The 17,009-nt window shown below is 58.1% G+C and carries 18 protein-coding genes; 2 read left to right on the forward strand and 16 right to left on the reverse strand.

What is annotated here, in order from left to right:
- Positions 1-149 precede the first annotated feature (149 nt).
- The 10 genes from K7B04_RS02370 to pmbA form a co-directional block, all read right to left on the reverse strand.
- A complete protein-coding gene (locus tag K7B04_RS02370) occupies positions 150-890 on the reverse strand; it encodes a KDGP aldolase family protein (RefSeq protein WP_163445804.1) in 741 nt (246 codons plus the stop codon).
- The gene (locus tag K7B04_RS02375) at positions 887-2,005 is read right to left on the reverse strand and encodes a DgaE family pyridoxal phosphate-dependent ammonia lyase (RefSeq protein ID WP_223803429.1); all 1,119 of its coding nucleotides are present in this window, start codon (positions 2,003-2,005) and stop codon (positions 887-889) included. The genes K7B04_RS02370 and K7B04_RS02375 overlap by 4 nt, the downstream gene beginning before the upstream one ends.
- Positions 1,989-3,122, reverse strand: coding sequence for an amidohydrolase/deacetylase family metallohydrolase (locus K7B04_RS02380; protein WP_223803430.1), 1,134 nt, complete (start codon positions 3,120-3,122; stop codon positions 1,989-1,991). The genes K7B04_RS02375 and K7B04_RS02380 overlap by 17 nt, the downstream gene beginning before the upstream one ends.
- A 41-nt stretch (positions 3,123-3,163) precedes the next feature.
- Entirely contained in the window at positions 3,164-3,808 is a 645-nt protein-coding gene (locus K7B04_RS02385) for a DUF4310 family protein (RefSeq protein WP_065358444.1), read from the reverse strand.
- A 12-nt stretch (positions 3,809-3,820) separates the two neighbouring features.
- Complete coding sequence (locus K7B04_RS02390) at positions 3,821-4,597, reverse strand: DUF4311 domain-containing protein (RefSeq protein WP_065358445.1); 777 nt, start codon at positions 4,595-4,597, stop codon at positions 3,821-3,823.
- Positions 4,598-4,618: 21 nt separating this feature from the next.
- On the reverse strand, positions 4,619-4,918 hold the full coding sequence (locus tag K7B04_RS02395) for a DUF4312 family protein (protein ID WP_163445807.1): 300 nt from the start codon (positions 4,916-4,918) through the stop codon (positions 4,619-4,621).
- A gap of 2 nt (positions 4,919-4,920) precedes the next feature.
- Positions 4,921-5,283: an SFCGS family glycine-rich protein gene (locus tag K7B04_RS02400; protein ID WP_004206501.1), complete on the reverse strand. Its 363-nt coding sequence runs from the start codon at positions 5,281-5,283 to the stop codon at positions 4,921-4,923.
- A gap of 10 nt (positions 5,284-5,293) precedes the next feature.
- Complete coding sequence (locus tag K7B04_RS02405) at positions 5,294-5,632, reverse strand: glycine dehydrogenase (protein ID WP_077248635.1); 339 nt, start codon at positions 5,630-5,632, stop codon at positions 5,294-5,296.
- 289 nt (positions 5,633-5,921) lie between these two features.
- The gene (cybC, locus tag K7B04_RS02410; protein ID WP_223803431.1) at positions 5,922-6,308 is read right to left on the reverse strand and encodes a cytochrome b562; all 387 of its coding nucleotides are present in this window, start codon (positions 6,306-6,308) and stop codon (positions 5,922-5,924) included.
- A gap of 60 nt (positions 6,309-6,368) precedes the next feature.
- Positions 6,369-7,709 (reverse strand): metalloprotease PmbA, encoded by a 1,341-nt coding sequence (gene pmbA / locus K7B04_RS02415; protein ID WP_163445809.1) that lies wholly within the window; start codon positions 7,707-7,709, stop codon positions 6,369-6,371.
- Between the two features lie 106 nt (positions 7,710-7,815).
- On the opposite strand from pmbA, the gene yjgA reads away from it, so the two are divergent.
- Positions 7,816-8,367 (forward strand): ribosome biogenesis factor YjgA, encoded by a 552-nt coding sequence (gene yjgA, locus K7B04_RS02420; protein WP_064546960.1) that lies wholly within the window; start codon positions 7,816-7,818, stop codon positions 8,365-8,367.
- A gap of 36 nt (positions 8,368-8,403) precedes the next feature.
- Here the strand turns inward: yjgA and K7B04_RS02425 are convergent, their stop codons facing one another.
- Both K7B04_RS02425 and mpl read right to left on the reverse strand, forming a co-directional pair.
- Positions 8,404-8,925, reverse strand: a complete 522-nt coding sequence (locus tag K7B04_RS02425) for a GNAT family N-acetyltransferase (RefSeq protein WP_223803432.1) — start codon at positions 8,923-8,925, stop codon at positions 8,404-8,406.
- A gap of 155 nt (positions 8,926-9,080) precedes the next feature.
- A complete protein-coding gene (mpl, locus tag K7B04_RS02430) occupies positions 9,081-10,448 on the reverse strand; it encodes a UDP-N-acetylmuramate:L-alanyl-gamma-D-glutamyl-meso-diaminopimelate ligase (protein WP_167577029.1) in 1,368 nt (455 codons plus the stop codon).
- A 177-nt stretch (positions 10,449-10,625) separates the two neighbouring features.
- Between mpl and fbp the strand changes: the two genes are divergently transcribed.
- Positions 10,626-11,624: a class 1 fructose-bisphosphatase gene (fbp, locus tag K7B04_RS02435; protein WP_064546953.1), complete on the forward strand. Its 999-nt coding sequence runs from the start codon at positions 10,626-10,628 to the stop codon at positions 11,622-11,624.
- A 149-nt stretch (positions 11,625-11,773) separates the two neighbouring features.
- Here fbp and K7B04_RS02440 read toward each other — a convergent pair whose 3' ends face one another.
- From K7B04_RS02440 to ytfR, 4 genes are all read right to left on the reverse strand, one after another.
- The gene (locus K7B04_RS02440; RefSeq protein WP_163445871.1) at positions 11,774-13,336 is read right to left on the reverse strand and encodes a methyl-accepting chemotaxis protein; all 1,563 of its coding nucleotides are present in this window, start codon (positions 13,334-13,336) and stop codon (positions 11,774-11,776) included.
- An 86-nt stretch (positions 13,337-13,422) separates the two neighbouring features.
- A complete protein-coding gene (gene yjfF, locus K7B04_RS02445) occupies positions 13,423-14,424 on the reverse strand; it encodes a galactofuranose ABC transporter, permease protein YjfF (protein WP_163445812.1) in 1,002 nt (333 codons plus the stop codon).
- Entirely contained in the window at positions 14,411-15,436 is a 1,026-nt protein-coding gene (gene ytfT / locus K7B04_RS02450; protein ID WP_223803433.1) for a galactofuranose ABC transporter, ATP-binding protein YtfT, read from the reverse strand. Before ytfT ends, yjfF begins: the two co-directional genes overlap by 14 nt.
- A gap of 10 nt (positions 15,437-15,446) precedes the next feature.
- Entirely contained in the window at positions 15,447-16,949 is a 1,503-nt protein-coding gene (ytfR, locus tag K7B04_RS02455) for a galactofuranose ABC transporter, ATP-binding protein YtfR (protein ID WP_163445814.1), read from the reverse strand.
- Positions 16,950-17,009: the final 60 nt, after the last annotated feature.

The following is a 17,009-nucleotide window of genomic DNA, read 5'->3' on the forward strand; positions in this document are numbered from 1 at the left end:
GTTCGGTGGGTTATTCCCCTCACCCTAACCCTCTCCCCAAAGGGGCGAGGGGACCGTTCGATACTTTTATGCACGATAGGCGCCAAAGGCACGGTCGGTTTTCTCCCTCTCCCCTGTGGGGAGAGGGTCGGGGTGAGGGGCTATCGGCACTACTTAACAAGCTGTTTGGTCATCTCCAGCAGCCGACGCACGTCCGCCGGACGCGTATTGCCGCTGTCTTTATCAATGATTGAGCTGTAAATATGCGGGATAATTTTGCTTACCCCCGCATCCAGCGCAATTTTCAGGATCTCGCCGTAGTTTTCCAGATCGATCCCGCCGGTCGGTTCCAGCCAGAAATCATGGCGCGCGCAGGCTTGCGCCACCGCAATAAACTCATCACGGTGCTTCAGGCCGCCCATCGGGAAGTACTTAATCGAGCTGCCGCCCATGTCTTTCAGCAGGGCAATCGCGGTTTCCAGCGGCACGATACCGTCCGGCGCGTTGCTGGACAGCGGGCCGGTGGAGATCTTAACCATGCCGACGGTGCCGGTTGGGGAGACCAGGCCGTTGACCACGGTCTCGTTCTGCCCTAACAGCGCGCGGCTGGTCGCCACGCCGGTGAAGACCTGGTTAACGTGCTGCGGCTGCACCTGACGGGAGATTTCACTGACCATCGCCGACTGGTTTGGGTCGCCCGCGCCCAGCCCGACGGAGAGCGCGTTATCAATCCGCTTTGCGTATTCGCGCATATCGGCCACCGCGCTGGCGATGTCCGGATAGTTTTTGGAGAGCACGCCCACCAGCACATGACCTTCCGCCGCTTCATAAATCTCGCTGGCGTTATCTTTGCTACCGGCCAGCACGTTCAGGCAGACGCGGTCACGGTAAAAGTTTGGGGTCAGTTTCATGCGTGATTCTCCTTGTTCAGAACTTCTGCAATACGGCGAGCAACAATCGCTAACTGCTGCGCATCCACGCTGCGGACATCGGCTTCGATAATGCCTTCATTGGCCTTATAGCCACGGAAGTAGATGGCGTATTCGCCCTGCTTCAGCGCCTGCACCAGCTCACCGGTATTCACGCCGGTCGCCGCTTCATCAAATTTAATTTCCGCACGGGCGATATCGCGGCCCGCGCTATCCCACACCACACGCGCGGTGACGCCGTTAAGCGTATTGAGCTGGTTAATGAACGGTGTCATCTTCTCCACCATCTCTTCACCGCTCTCTTTGGTCGCCGTCAGATAGTGCTCAATGGCGCAGGTCAGGCCCAGAATGCCTTCTTTACCGACCTTCATGGCACGTCCAATGCCCATCGACTGGCGCTTCACCCACTCGACGTATTGGGTTTTACCAATCACCAGACCGCTGGTTGGCCCTTCGATCGCCTTCGCCCCGCTGTAGATAACCAGATCCGCCCCCGCACGATAGTAGGCATGCAGATCCTCTTCCGCCGCCGCATCAACGATCAGCGGCAGGTTATGGCTACGCGCCACGCTGGCGGCCTGCGCCACGTTAAGCATGCTTTTCTGCACGCAGTGGTGAGATTTGATATACAGAATGGCCGCCGTACGCGGGGTAATCGCCGCCGCCAGCTGGTCGGCAGAACATTCGTTGGCATAACCCGCTTCCACCAGCTTGCCGCCGCCCAGCGCCACCATGGTGCCGACCGGCGCGCCGAAGTTGACGTTGTGGCCTTTCGGCAGCACGATTTCGTTGTTCTCAATCGGGGTGACATGCAGGTTTTCCAGCAGCCAGTCGCTGTCTTTCACCAGCACCGCCGCCACGGATTGCGCAATACCGGCGGACGCGCAGGACACCACGGTCGCCCCTTCAACATCCAGCAGCTTCGCAATATAGGCACCGGTTTTATTCACCAGATCTTTCATCTCAAAGTACTGGTTCATGCCCGCCATCGCGGCTTCCACCACTTCCGGGCGCGGCGTAGAGACGCCGAGTGCGGTCATGCGGCCGGAGGTGTTAATCACTTGCTTTAAATCGTATTTTTCAAAAATTGAAGGCATTTTCCGCGCTCCCTTGTTCGGTCAAATAGCCCTTGCCCGCGCGAATCGCAGCAAGCGGCAGCAGAATCTTGTCAGCCTGAAGGCTCTCTTTTTCGGCATCCACCAGCACCGTTGGCGTCTGCGCGAGGGTAAACAGCGTGATATCCGCGTCGTAACCGACGGCCAGTCGTCCTTTGTGCGTCAGGCGTAAACCCTCGGCGGCATGACAGGTCACGCAATCAATCACCTGCGGCAGCGACATACCGATGGCGAGAAATTTCGACATCACCAGCGCCAGCGAGCGTACCGGGCCGTCGATACGGTTGCGGCAGTAGATATCAGAACTGATGGTGTGCGGCAGAATACCCATCGCAATCGCCCGGCGCGCCACCTCAAAGCTGAAGCTGGCGGTGCCGTGACCGACATCGAGCCGTACACCGCGCTTCAGCGCACGCACGATAGAGCCCCGCAACTCCCCTTGCGGGGTGAGAATGCGGTTCGGTTTGCCGTTGTAGCAGTGGGTGATGATGTCGCCAGCGCTCAGCAGTTCGGCGATTTCATCGAGGTTCGGCGGGTTGTTGCCAATGTGCACCATCAGCGGCAGGTCGCCGTTTTCTTGCTGGATGGCTTTAGCGCGCTCCAGCGGCGTAATGCCGTTTTCGCCGACCACGCTGCTGCTCATGCGCGCTTTCAAGCCGACGATAAAGTCCGGGTGGCGCGCCACCGCCTGCTTCACCGCTTCCGCATCGATATTGGCCATATTGGCCAGTTCGTTTTGGGCAATCAGCCCCACGCGGGAGATGTTGAGCAGTGCATAGACGTCGGTCGCAGCTTTGCGGGTCAACTGGTAGAAATCGTCCACGTCATCCGCGCCGGTACTGCCTGCATCAATCACGGTGGTGACGCCGGTAGCGATGCCGACGCTGTCCGGTTCGTCGTGATAAATCGGTGAGTTCGGGTAGCAGTGGACGTGGGAGTCAATCCAGCCGGCGCTGGCGTAGTATTTCCCGTCCAGCGCAATGGTTTTATGGGCAGGCGCGCTAATCTCGCCCAGCGCCACGATTGAACCGTCCTTGATGGCGATATCAGTCAGGGTATCGTCGACGAGGCGCGCACGGCGCAGGAGTAAATCAAACATATCTCTCTCCTGTTAAGGCGGGCGCCGCGCGCCCGCAGGGTTTAGCTAATCGCTACCGGGAAGATGGAACCGAGGATCATCGCCCCCAGGATCGCGCCGCCGGTGATCGGCTTCTGCCAGATGTAAAACAGCAGTGCGCCAACCAGAGAACCGATGCCGATGGGAATCGAGGCGGTCATCGCGCTGAGGATAATCAACGGGCCAAGGAAGCGGCCGGAGGCGTTACCCGCGCCCATCATCACGTCGGCCCCATAGGTGGAATCGCTCTGGTTGATGGTGAATTTACGCGCCAGAATGATGATGTAGCCAATCGCCAGACCAATCACCAGCCCGGTAATCAGGGAGGCGATAAAGTTGGTCACCGGGAACATGATGCCCGCGCCGAGCAGCAGCGCCGGAACGCCGAGGCCCACGCCGGTCTGAATCGCCCCGCCAATGTCCAGAATCCCCACCAGCGAACCTTCAATGATTCGGGCAAACAGGAAGCTCGCGCCGAACGCGGCCACCGCGCCGTAAGCCCCGGTATCAATCCCGGCTTTCAGCATCGCCACGAAGGCCACTTCGTTGAAGGCGCCGATGCCGTAGAGGTAGTACATATGCGTCCCGGCGAACACGCCGGAGGAGAGCAGGCCAACGAAGATCGGGAACGACCAGTCGGCATACCAAAAACCTTTATTTTGTTCCATGTCAGGCTCCCGTTATTTGCCGCTGATTGAGCTGTGGATCAGATCCAGCCAGTTCGGTACGGTCAGGTGGAAGGATTCAATCATCTTCATGTCGAAACCGCGGAAGAAGGCGCTCAGGACGAACAGCGCAACGATGGCGCCCATCATCACTTTGGTGACGCGATGCCAGCCGCTCTCTTCAACGCCCTTACCAATCAGAATGCCCAGCACCAGACCCGGTACGGCGTTACCCATAATCAGCTGCGCCGCGCCGCCGAAGATGGTGGCCCAGAAGCCTGATTTCTTACCGGCATCAATCGCCGCCAGCCAGAAAATAACTGGCATCACGGTGTTGACCAGCAGGTTGGCCGCCGGAACCAGCACCTTCACGGCGGTGACCTGCAACGCCTGCGGAACGGAAGAGGCCGTCAGGTTAAGGAAGGCCACGACAATCATGCCGATGATGCCGCAGGCAATCGCCATTTTGCGTGGGTCATGCAGCGTCTCACCGACGTTGCGGTTTTTGATCATCAACGCCGCCGCGCCCCAGTTCGGGATAATGCGGTGGTCAACGTCCTGGGTGAAGGAGCCTGCTGCAACGGAAGAAGCCCAGGCGTTAAAGAAGAAACCGAGGCCAAACGAGAAGTGGGAAGCCGGATCGCCTTCACAGGAGTTCAGCTCGCCCAAGGTACGAAACGCCCCCATCCCCTGCGTGGTGGGCGCGTGAAACATGCGTGCCGCTCCGGCGCCCACGCCGACGCCAACCAGGCCGCCGATGATGAGCGATTTTATTAAAATTATCAGGAACATAGTCTGACCCTTTGGTAAAAATCAGGTTTGCGTGACGAAATCCACTTTATCGATATCAATGGCGGTCACGTTGACGGTAACGTCCAGCTCCACGCTGTACGCTCGTCGTTCACGGCGTAAAAAGAAGAATAAGAACGCCTCTTTTCGTACCGCTTCGCGCGCATGAACAACCTGCACATCCTGTGGCTCAATACGCAGTAAGATATGCGATGATGTTTTCATCACCGCAGCCTGCACGTGGTTCAGGGCATCGGCGAACGCCCGTGTTTTGCTCTCGCCTTTGCCCGTGACCCTCACCGTGGTGGTGAATTGCTCTTTCATACTCAAGCGCCGTACTTCTTCTTCCAGGCCTCTACCAGGCGTTCGCCCAGCTCTTCTTTGTCCATAAAGCCGAAGCCCAGCACGTTGCAGCCCTCGTTGATGGCAGTCACGCCCTCTTCCACCGAACGCATGCCGTATTTCGCCTTGTAGCCATATTTGGTCTGGGCGGTGATAGCCCCCGCACCACCGCTGCCGCAGAAGGAGATACCGAAGGTCGCGTTCTCGGCCTTCATCATGTCGCCCAGCTTCATATCGGCGGCCACGCCCGGTACCACCACTGCACGAGCACCGGCTTTTTCCGCGCCAGCGGCAACTTTTTGTCCTTTACCCAGGCGGTCGCCAATTACTACGGTGATCTGTTCCATTTGTTGCTCCTTACAGGTTGTCTTTTGCTACTTCGAAGTGAACGGAAAGCAGCCAGGCCTCTTCATCAGGCAGGTTGCCAAACGCCGCGACCACTTCGCGGGCAAGCATCATTGAATCGTCAGAAATCTCTTCAAACAGGCTGGCATCCACTTCCGGTAGCGGCTCGCCGCTGATTGACCGGTGGGCCATGGCCCGCACGTGGGAGGTCAGCATTTGCTCCTGCACGTCGTTAGGGGTGATATCGCGGCGGCGTAACAGTGCGAACACCTGCTGCAACATTTTGTCGGCCAGCCGTTCGGTCTGTAGCGCCTGCTCCCCTGCGTCGTGTATTACCGCTCCGTTATTCACTCGTGTTACCCCGCTAATGTCTCTGGGGATAAACCTAACGCCGGGGGATGGGAGTTTGTAGCGAGTTGTTTTCCACTTCGAAGTGGAAAGGTAGACGGCCTGAGTGATCGGATTCACACATTCGCCACGAAAATAACGATTTCGATATATTCGCGTGATGAATGTCACGTCTGAGGGACAAGGTCATTGGAAAGACGAATGGCAAAATGAAGGTGAAAAGTGTGATATCGATGAAGTTTTACGGGGGAGAAAGACGGAAGGCATCGGGCGATACCTTCCGGAAAAGGCGTTAGCGGAACTTCTTGTGGTTCTCGTTGCGGGTGGTTTTGAACTCTTCCGCAGCGGCCTGGGCCTCTTTCACTTTGCCCTCGTTCGCCAGCTTCAGCGCACCGTCAATCTGACCAATCAGCGTATCCATGCCATGACGATAGTCTTTCATTTCCGCGCTGTCAGCCGCTTTGCCTTCCAGCTTCGGCGGGGTCTCTTTTTTGGCGTCTTCTGCCGCGGTGCGCATCTTCGTCAGCGCCGCTTTCAGCTCACCCGCATCGGAGGTTTTCTGCACCACCTGCAGATTTTCCGCCAGGGTGTCCATATCTTCACCCAGGTCGGCGAACGCTGAAGCCGAACCCAGTGCCAGCGCGGAGACCGCCAGCATCGCTACCAGTTTTTTACGCATTGCTCACTTCCTTTTTATTATTTAAGCGAACGGGCGCAGCAGGATGCGCCCAACACGTGATTACTGCCCGGCGATTTTCATCTCCGGCAACAGTACGGAACCACATTGGATATTACTCCGTGTCTCAATATCGTCGGCGATGGTGACAATATTGCGCCACATATCTTTCAGGTTGCCCGCGATGGTGATTTCGCTCACCGGATACTGAATTTCACCGTTCTCCACCCAGAAACCTGAGGCACCGCGCGAGTAGTCGCCGGTGATGCCGCTAACACCCTGCCCCATCAGTTCGGTGACGACAAGACCCGTGCCCATCTCTTTAAGCAACTTTTCAAAACTCAGGCCGCGGCCCTTGATGCGCCAGTTGTGGATGCCGCCCGCGTGACCGGTGCTCTTGAGGCCCAGCTTGCGCGCGGAGTAGTTGGTCAGCAGCCACTGGGTCAGGATACCGTCTTTAATAATGTCGCGACGTTCGGTACGCACGCCTTCACTGTCGAACGGTGTCGAAGCCAGCCCTTTCAGCAGATGCGGATGCTCTTCAATGGTCAGCCATTCCGGCAGAATTTGCTTGCCCAGCGAGTCCAGCAGGAAGGTCGATTTACGGTACACCGAGCCACCGGCAATCGCGCCGACCAGGTGACCGAACAGCCCGGTCGCCACTTCATTAGCGAAAATGACCGGCGCCTGCATGGTGGAGAGTTTTCGCGGTTCCAGGCGCGACAGGGTACGACGCGCGCACTCTTCGCCGACCCATTCCGGAGACTTCAGGTCGCCCAGCGCGCGGCCAATGGTGTAAGCGTAATCACGCTCCATGTCGCCGTTCGCTTCGGCAATCACGCAGCTGGAAAGGGAATGACGGGTTGAGCTGTAGCTCTGCAACATACCGTGGCTGTTGCCGAACACTTTAATGCCGTAATGGCTGTTGAAGCTGCCGCCTTCGGTGTTGGTGATACGTTTGTCGACGTTCAGGGAAGCCTGCTCAGCGCGGGCCGCCAGTTCAATCGCTTCATCCGGTGAGACTTCCGCCGGGTGGAACAGGTCAAGATCCGGCGCATCAAAGGCCAGCAGTTCTTTGTCCGCCACGCCCGCGCACGGGTCCGGCGAGGTGTAGCGGGCAATATCCAGCGCCGCCTGTACGGTACGGGCGATGGCGTCCGGGCTCAGGTCTGTAGAGGAGGCGCTGCCTTTACGATTCTGGTGATAAACGGTGATGCCCAGCGCGCCATCGCTGTTGAATTCGACGTTTTCAACTTCACCGTAGCGCGTGCTGACGCTGATACCGGTGGTCTTACTGACCGCGACTTCCGCGCCGTCCGATTGAGCGGCTGCCAGCTCGAGTGCCGTGGAGACCGCTTTTTCCAGCGCAATACGTTGTTCCGCAACTTGTGTGATCACTTTCATCGTCTAAGCCATAATCTGAGGTAAAGTTAAATGAAGTCTAACAGAGAACCCTTTCTCAGTATGCGCTCAAGCTGTTAGTATTAGCCTCTTTTTTAAGGAGCCTGAAATGACAAAGCAGCCCGAAGACTGGCTCGACGAAGTCCCCGGTGATGATATCGAGGACGAAGATGATGAAATTATCTGGGTCAGCAAGAGTGAAATTAAACGTGATGCCGAAGAGCTGAAAAAGCTTGGGGTAGAACTGGTTGAGCTCGGTAAGAACGCGCTGGATAAAATCCCGCTGGACGCCGACCTGCGTGCCGCCATTGAACTGGCGCAGCGCATTAAGATGGAAGGCCGCCGCCGCCAGCTGCAACTGATTGGTAAAATGCTGCGTCAGCGTGACGTTGAACCTTACCGCCAGGCGCTGGATAAGCTGAAAAATCGTCACAACCAGCAGGTGGTTGTGTTCCACAAGCTGGAGCAACTGCGCGATCGTATGGTCGACGGTAGCGATGAAGCCATCGAAGAAGTGATGAACCTGTGGCCTGCCGCCGATCGCCAACAGCTGCGTTCGCTGGTGCGTAACGCCAGGAAAGAAAAAGCCGGCAACAAGCCGCCGAAATCTTCCCGCCAGATCTTCCAGTATCTGCGCGAGCTGTCTGAAAACCAGGAATAAGCTTCCGTAAAATGCCCTCTTCGTGAGGGTATTTTTTTATGCCATCACCACCCGACGTAAATCATCGTTGAAACGCTGGTACTGCGCCTCGTCAATCGGCTGCGGATAGCTCAGCACAATTAATGCGTGATCGGCGATACCGGCGTGATAGGTCGGGTGCGTATGCGGCCACGGGTTAGCGAAGAACCCCATCCCCTCATAAAAACGCAGACGTTTGTGGGCAATCTCGGTGGTCAGCGGGTCGATTTCCAGAATCGTTGTCGGCGCGCGCTTAAGAATCTGCCCCAGCAGGCGCTTACCGTAGCCCTGTGAGCGCAGGCTGCTGTCAACGGCCAGATGTTCAATGTAGATATAGCCGTCAAATGCCCATGTCCCGCTCATCCCGATGAATAGCTCACCGTCGAACCACGCTTCCAGCGCGTAGTGCGGGTCGTGGAGTGCGCGCTGTTTGGCTTGGAGTTCGCGCTGTTCGTGCCACGGAAAGGCGTGGGTATAGAGGGCATCGAGCGGAGGGAATAAGGGGGAGTCGGTGGTCGTGATTTTTTTGGCGGTGAGCATGTTTGGGTACCGAGGGAGAGTGTTGTATTGAGCGAGCCCCCTCACCCCGGCCCTCTCCCCAAGGGGCGAGGGAGAAAACCAATCGTGCTCGCTGCTCGTTCGGTCCCCTCTCCCCTGTGGGGAGAGGGTTAGGGTGAGGGGCCCAGCTCAGCCGTTTAGTGCTGAGCTTTCTTTTCCAGCCTTTCCAGCAGCTTCTGATGAATACCGCCAAACCCGCCGTTGCTCATCACCAGAATATGGTCGCCCGGCTCGGCGCTTTTGACGATCATATCCGCCAGCGCGTCAACGTCGGCGCTCCAGTGGGCTGGCTGCACGCAGGCTTCCGCCACTTCCGCCACCTGCCATGGAATATGCTGTGGCTGAAGCAGGAACACTTCATCCGCACGGCCCAGAGACGGCGCGAGGTCGTCTTTGCAGACGCCCATTTTCATGGTGTTCGAGCGCGGTTCCAGCACGGCGATAATCTTCGCGGTACCGCCCACTTTGCCGCGCAGCGCTTGCAGCGTGGCAAGAATCGCGGTCGGGTGATGCGCGAAGTCATCGTAAACACACACGCCGTTGGCTTCACCGCGCAGTTCCAGGCGGCGACGGGCGTTGATAAAGCTGCCCAGCGCATTGGCGGCGTCAGCAGGCGTCACGCCGACATGACGCGCGGCGGCAATTGCCATCAGGCCGTTGTGCATGTTGTGTTCGCCCACCAGGCCCCACTTCACTTCACCGACCTTTTCACCGTCGAGCAGCACTTCCCACTCGGAGGCGTCGGTGTTCAGCTTTTTCGCCTGCCAGTGGCCCTGCTCACCCACCAGCTCCTGCTCGCTCCAGCAGCCCATCGCCATCACCTGCTTCAGGTTTGCGTCGTTCTCCGGCAGGATGATACGGCCCTGACCCGGCACGATGCGCACCAGGTGGTGGAACTGTTTCTGGATAGCTTTCAGATCGTCGAAGATGTCCGCGTGATCGAACTCAAGGTTGTTGAGGATCAGGGTGCGCGGGCAGTAATGCACGAATTTGGAACGCTTATCGAAGAAGGCGCAGTCGTATTCATCGGCTTCAATCACGAAGAACGGGCTGTCGCCCAAGCGCGCGGAAACCTCGAAGTTACCCGGCACGCCGCCAATGACGAAGCCCGGCTTGTAGCCGCACTCTTCGAGGATCCAGGTCGCCATACCAGCGGTGGTGGTTTTACCGTGGGTACCGGCAACCGCCACAACCCAACGGTCGCGCAGCACGAAATCGTGCAGCCACTGCGGGCCGGACATATACGGAATGTTCTTCTCCAGCACCGCTTCCACGCACGGGTTACCGCGCGTCATGGCGTTGCCGATGATGACCAGGTCTGGCTGCGGATCAAGCTGGCTGGCGTCATAGCCCTGAATTAAATCAATGCCTTGCTTTTCAAGCAGCGTGCTCATCGGGGGATACACATTGGCATCCGAACCCGTGACTTCGTGACCCAGCGAACGAGCCAGCATTGCCAGACCGCCCATGAAAGTGCCACAAATACCCAAAATATGAATGCGCATACGTCACTATCCTTTTTTTATCTGCCCCGCATTTTACTCATATGTTTGCCGGCAGAGAAATGCATTTCAGGATATTCCGTAGTTTGCTGGCGCGATTCACCTGTGCGTATTTTTTTTTATTCTTTGTTAGTATTGTTGCAGCCGTTTTACTCAACATCCACTGTCAGGGAAAGTGTTATGAAAACGTTAGGTGAATTTATTGTCGAGAAGCAGCACGAGTTCTCCCACGCAACCGGTGAGCTCACTGCTTTGCTGTCGGCAATAAAGTTAGGTGCTAAGATCATCCACCGCGATATCAATAAGGCCGGTCTGGTCGATATCCTGGGTGCCAGCGGCGCTGAAAACGTACAGGGAGAAGTACAACAAAAGCTCGATCTGTTCGCGAACGAGAAACTGAAAGCTGCGCTGCGTGCACGTGACATCGTCGCCGGTATCGCCTCCGAAGAGGAAGACGAAATCGTCGTCTTCGACGGCTGCGAGCACGCGAAATACGTGGTCCTGATGGACCCGCTGGATGGCTCATCTAATATCGACGTTAACGTCTCTGTCGGTACCATTTTCTCCATCTATCGCCGCGTTACCCCAGTGGGTACGCCGGTGACCGAGGAAGACTTCCTGCAACCGGGTAACCGTCAGGTAGCCGCCGGTTATGTGGTTTACGGTTCTTCCACCATGCTGGTGTACACCACCGGCTGTGGCGTGCATGCCTTTACCTACGACCCGTCGCTGGGCGTGTTCTGCCTGTGTCAGGAGCGCATGCGCTTCCCGCAGCGCGGCAGCACTTACTCGATCAACGAAGGTAACTACATCAAATTCCCGAACGGGGTGAAGAAGTACATCAAGTTCTGCCAGGAAGAAGATAAGTCCACGCAGCGCCCGTACACTTCACGCTACATCGGTTCTCTGGTGGCTGATTTCCACCGCAACCTGCTGAAAGGCGGCATCTACCTGTACCCAAGCACCGCCAGCCACCCGGAAGGGAAGCTGCGTCTGCTGTATGAGTGCAACCCGATGGCGTTCCTCGCGGAGCAGGCCGGCGGCAAGGCCAGCGATGGTAAAGAGCGTATTCTGGATATCGTGCCGGAAAGCCTGCACCAGCGCCGTTCATTCTTCGTCGGCAACGACCATATGGTTGAAGACGTTGAGCGCTTTATTCGTGAGTTCCCGGACGCGTAATCGCCTCGAGGATGCCCCCTCACCCTAACCCTCTCCCCATGGGGGAGAGGGGACCGTCCGGTTTTCCCCCTCGCCACATGAGCAGAGGGGTCGGTCGATTTTCTCCCTCGCCCCTTTGGGGTGAGGGCCGGGGTGAGGGGGTAATCCGGTTACGCCACCTGCAACCGGAACGACGCCATCGCCGCCACCAGCGCCTGCGACTGTTCTTCCAGCGAACGGGTTGCCGCCGAAGACTGCTGTACCAGCGCCGCGTTCTGCTGTGCGGTTTCATCCATCTGGCTCACCGCAATATTCACCTGCTCAATGCCGCGGCTCTGTTCCTGCGACGCGCTGGCAATTTCCCGCATCAGCTTGGTCATCCGCATCACTTCGCTGGCGATCTCATCCATGGTTTCCCCCGCCTGCTGCGCCAGGTCGCTGCCTTCATTGACGTGGGTTTGCGAGTCGGCAATCAGTTGGCGAATCTCTTTCGCCGCATCGGCGCTGCGGCTGGCGAGGTTACGCACTTCACCGGCTACGACCGCAAATCCGCGCCCCTGTTCACCTGCACGGGCCGCTTCTACCGAGGCGTTAAGCGCCAGAATATTGGTCTGGAAGGCAATGCCATCAATCACACTCAGGATGTCCGCAATACGCTTCGCGCTGCCGGAGATATCCTGCATTTTTTCAATCACATAACACACCATCTCGCTGCCACGATCGGCGGTATCCGAGACATCGCGCGCCAGCTTGTGCGCCTGCTCGGCGTTGTCGGCGTTCTGCTTCACGGTGGCGGTCAGCTGTTCCATGCTGGCGGCGGTTTGTTCCAGCGAGGTGGCCGTCGACTCCGTACGCTGCGCCAGGTGGTTATTGCCCGCCGTCAGCTCGCGGCTGCCGATATCAATCTGTGAGCTGGCGTCGCGCACCCGCATAACCGAGTTCATCATTGACTCGCGCATCCCGGCAATCGCCACATTCAGACGCTTAATTTCGGCGCTGCTGGTTTTCAGCGGCGAAGGGGTTAAATCCCCGGACGCCACCTGCTCAAGCTGACCAATCGCCGATGCCAACGGTTTCAACAGCAAATGTTGCAGTTGCAGCCAGGCCAGCGCTATCACCCCTGCGGTCAGCGCAATGGCCAACACCATCAGTGCCAATACGCGATTTTTGGTGCTGTGTACTGCCGCGACTTCAATCTGCCCGCGCGACTCCCCCCAATCCTGGAAGGCGTGAATGGCGTTATCAAACTGGCGGGCCACCGGGATCATCGTTTTTTCCAGCAGATCGTAATAACCGTCGACGTTCTGCTGCTCGAGCGCCGCCAGCATCGGTTTGATCGCCTGAGTGTTATAGACCTCATAGCTTTTCGCGACATCCGCCATCCGTTTTGCGCCATCAGCATCGTCAACCGATGACTGGCTGACGCTGGCGATAATTTTTTGTCCCTGCGTCACTTCGCCGTTAAGGGTTTTGACGGCCTTCGCCGCGTCGTCCAGCATGCCGATTTCCATCAAGCGGATCGCCTGGCCGGCTTCGTTACGCGCACGCAGCAGCAGCGTATAACCCTCATTCAGCTGCGTCATTTGCTCGCTTTGCAGATGGTCGATACGCTGGAGGGAGGCAGAACTTTGGGTGAGAGCATAAATGCCGATACCGCTGACCAGAATCAGCAGCAATGTCATCACGGCGAGCAGGGACAGCAGGCCGGTACGGATAGAGAGCGTTTTTAGCATCATAGTTTTGTCCGGTAGCAGGGGTACTGTTTGGCGTAAATGACTGGTATCGGCTGCTACCGGAAAAACTTTAGCGTTTCAGTATGTTAGTTCTTTGTTACCGGGAGATCGACGCGGGTGACAGCCGCACTCTGCCGGTTCTCCCACAGCACCGTCAGCGCTCGTTGGAGAGCAATAAAAATAAACAGCAGAATGCCGATAGCGATTTTGGTCCACCACGAGCTCAACGTGCCGTCAAAGTTGATGTAGGTCTGAATCAGCCCCTGAATGCCCACGCCAAACAGCGTGCCCAGCACCGTACCGACGCCGCCGCTCAGCAGCGTGCCGCCGATCACCACCGAGGCGATGGCATCCAGCTCCACGCCAACCCCTGCCAGCGCATAGCCAGCCTGGGTATAAATGGAGAACACAATGCCCGCCAGCGTTGCCAGCCCCGTCGACAGCATATAAATGCGCACGATGGTGCTACGCGTCGGAATACCCATCAGGTTAGCCGAGGTGGCGTTACCACCGATGGCATAGACCTGATTGCCAAAGCGCGTACGGTGGGCCAGGAAAATCCCCAACACCACGACCAGCAGCATTAACAGCCCCATCGCGCTCAAACGGCCGCCGCCGGGAAGGGTCCACGCCAGTCCGGAAAGGGTGTCGTATACCGGGTGATCGATAGGAATCGACTCTTCAGACACCAGGTAGCTCACGCCGCGCAGGAAAAACATCCCGGCGAGCGTAATGATAAATGCCGGGATCTTCAGCGCGTCAATCAACCAGCCCATAAACGCGCCGAAGGCGCAGCCCATCACCAGCACCAGCGGAAAGGCCACCAGCGGCGATAATCCCCAAAAGCCGATCGCCTTGGCGAGAAATACGCCGGTGAAGGCGATCACTGAGCCGACGGAAAGATCGATACCACCGGAGAGGATCACAAAGGTCATGCCTACCGCGACAATCCCGAGGAAAGCGTTGTCAGTCAGAATATTGCAAATCACCCGCGTCGAGGCGAAACCGGGAAACTGGGTCAGACAGTAGAGATAACCCAGGATAAACACCCCCAGGGTGATCATCAGCGGTAAGTTACGTTTTATCATGGCCCCGCATCCTCTTCAGTATCTGAATAAAGCGCGGTGACTGGACGATCAGCACGCACATCACCACCACCGCTTTGACCACCTGGTTCAGCTCCGGCGGGAAGCCGGAGAGCAGAATACCGGTGTTCATCCCCTGGATAATCAATGCGCCCACCACTGAAAGCAGCAGATTAAAGCGCCCGCCCATCAGCGAACCGCCGCCGATCACTACCGCCAGAATCGCATCCAGCTCCAGCCATAGCCCGGCGTTGTTGGCGTCGGCACCGCGAATATCCGCCGCCACGATCGTGCCAGCGATCGCCGCACAGATGCCGCTCAGCACGTAGGCCAGCATCACCACGATGCGGGTATTCACCCCGGCGTTTTTCGCCGCGCGAATGTTGATCCCCACCGCTTCAATAAACATACCGAGCGCGGTTTTACGCGTCAGCAGCCAGAAGATAATCAGCGTCACCAGCGCAATAATGACCGGCGTCGGGAACAAGAGAAACTTGCCGCTGCCGATCCACGCCAGCGACGGCGAGTCGAAGGTGACGATCTGCCCGGAGGTGATAAGTTGCGCCACGCCGCGTCCCGCGACCATCAAAATCAGCGTGGCGACGAAGGGCTGAATTTTCAGGATCGCGACCAGGATGCCGTTCCACAGCCCGGCCAGCACGCCGGATCCGATCGCCGCCATCAGCACTACCGGCAGACTGTGCCCGGCCACGGTCATTGAGGCCGCAGTGGCGCCGGCGATAGCCATCACCGCGCCAACGGAAAGATCGATACCGCCGGTGGCGATCACCAGCGTCATGCCGATCGCCAGCAGCGCTACCGGCGCCGCGCGGTTGAGGATATCAATCGGGCTGCCGAAAAGACGGCCATCCTGTAAGGTTATCTGGAAAAAGTGCGGCGCCACCAGGCTATCGACCAGCAGCACCAGGATTAACGCCGCAATTTGCGGCATACCCGGCGGCCAGCGAAAGCGGCGCGCTGGCTTATCGGTTTGGGGGACAGTTCGGGGCATCACGGTTAACTCCTTAGGCCGCAATCGCGTTCATAATGGCGGGAACAGAGAGCTCAGCGAGCGGGATCTCCGCCACCTGTTGGCGATCGCGCATGATGATCACTCGATCGGCGTAACCCACCAGCTCCTCCAGTTCAGACGAGATCACCAGCAGCGCCAGGCCGTCCGCACACAAGGTTTCGATCAGGCGAATGATCTCCGCGTGCGCGCCAACGTCTATCCCACGCGTCGGTTCGTCGAGGATCAGGAACTGCGGGCGCGTCAGCAGCCAGCGCGACAGCAGCACTTTTTGCTGATTGCCGCCGGAGAGAAACTCCACCGGCTGCTCGGCGCTGGGGGTGCGGATCGCCAGCTGGCGAATGAAGCGCTCGGCAATCTCGTTTTGTTCTTTGCGCGGAATTGGCCGCAGCCAGCCGCGTTGCGCCTGCAGCGCGAGGATAATGTTTTCGCGCACTGAGGCGGCGGCAATAATGCCGTCCGTTTTACGATCCTCAGGGCAAAAGCCGATCCCCAGACACGAGGCCTGATGCGGCGATCGCAGGGTTTGCGGCTTGCCTTTGATCGTCGCCTGCCCGCTGTCGGCGGGATGAATACCGAAGATCACTTCCGCGGTCTCGGTGCGTCCGGATCCCAGCAGCCCCGCCAGGCCGACGATCTCGCCAGGGCGGACATGCAGATCGAACGGGGCGATGGTGCCTTTTTTGCCATAGCCTTCAAAGGAAGCCACCGGTTTATCACTCAGTAACGTGCGTCCCGCGCGATGCAGCGCCTGGCTCTCCAGCTCACGACCCAGCATCATTTTTACCAGTTCAATCTGCGGCAGCTCGCGGGGTTCCCGGCAACCGACGAAGGTGCCGTTGCGCAGTACGGTGATCCTGTCGCTCACCGCATACACCTGATCGAGAAAATGGGTGACAAAAATCAGGCTGACCCCGCGATCGCGTAGCTGGCGCATCAGGGTGAAGAGCATCTCCACCTCTTTGGTGTCGAGGCTGGCGGTCGGTTCATCGAGGATCAGCACTTTGGCAGAGAGATCGATCGCCCGACAGATGGCGACGATCTGCTGCATCGCCACCGAAAAGCGGTTTAACGGTTCGCGCACGTCGAGGGAAAAACCGTAGGAAGCCATCAGCGCGGTGGCGCGTTTTTCCATCTCTTTGCGCTGAATAAAGCCAAAGCGTTTGGGCTCGCGGCCAATAAACAGGTTGTCCGCCACCGACATGTTTGGCAGCAGGTTCACTTCCTGATATACCGTGCCAATGCCCAGCTGCTGAGCATGCGCGGTATTTTTCGGATGAATTTGCTGCCCTTCCAGCCAGATGCTGCCGCTGTTGGCGTGATAAACGCCGGTCAACGCTTTAATCAGCGTGGATTTACCCGCGCCGTTTTCGCCGAGCAGCGCCATAATTTCGCCGCGCCGCAGGCTGAAGTTGACGTTATCCAGCGCTTTCACGCCGGGAAAATACTGGCAGAGCCCCTCGGTGCGGAGGATTTCCGGGTTGGTTTCAGTGGTCATGGTGCGCTCCCCCTCACCCTGGCCCTCTCCCCGAGGGGGAGAGGGGGCGTATTGTGCCTG

The organism is Kluyvera sp. CRP (assembly GCF_019930565.1).
Classification (GTDB): domain Bacteria; phylum Pseudomonadota; class Gammaproteobacteria; order Enterobacterales; family Enterobacteriaceae; genus Kluyvera; species Kluyvera georgiana_A.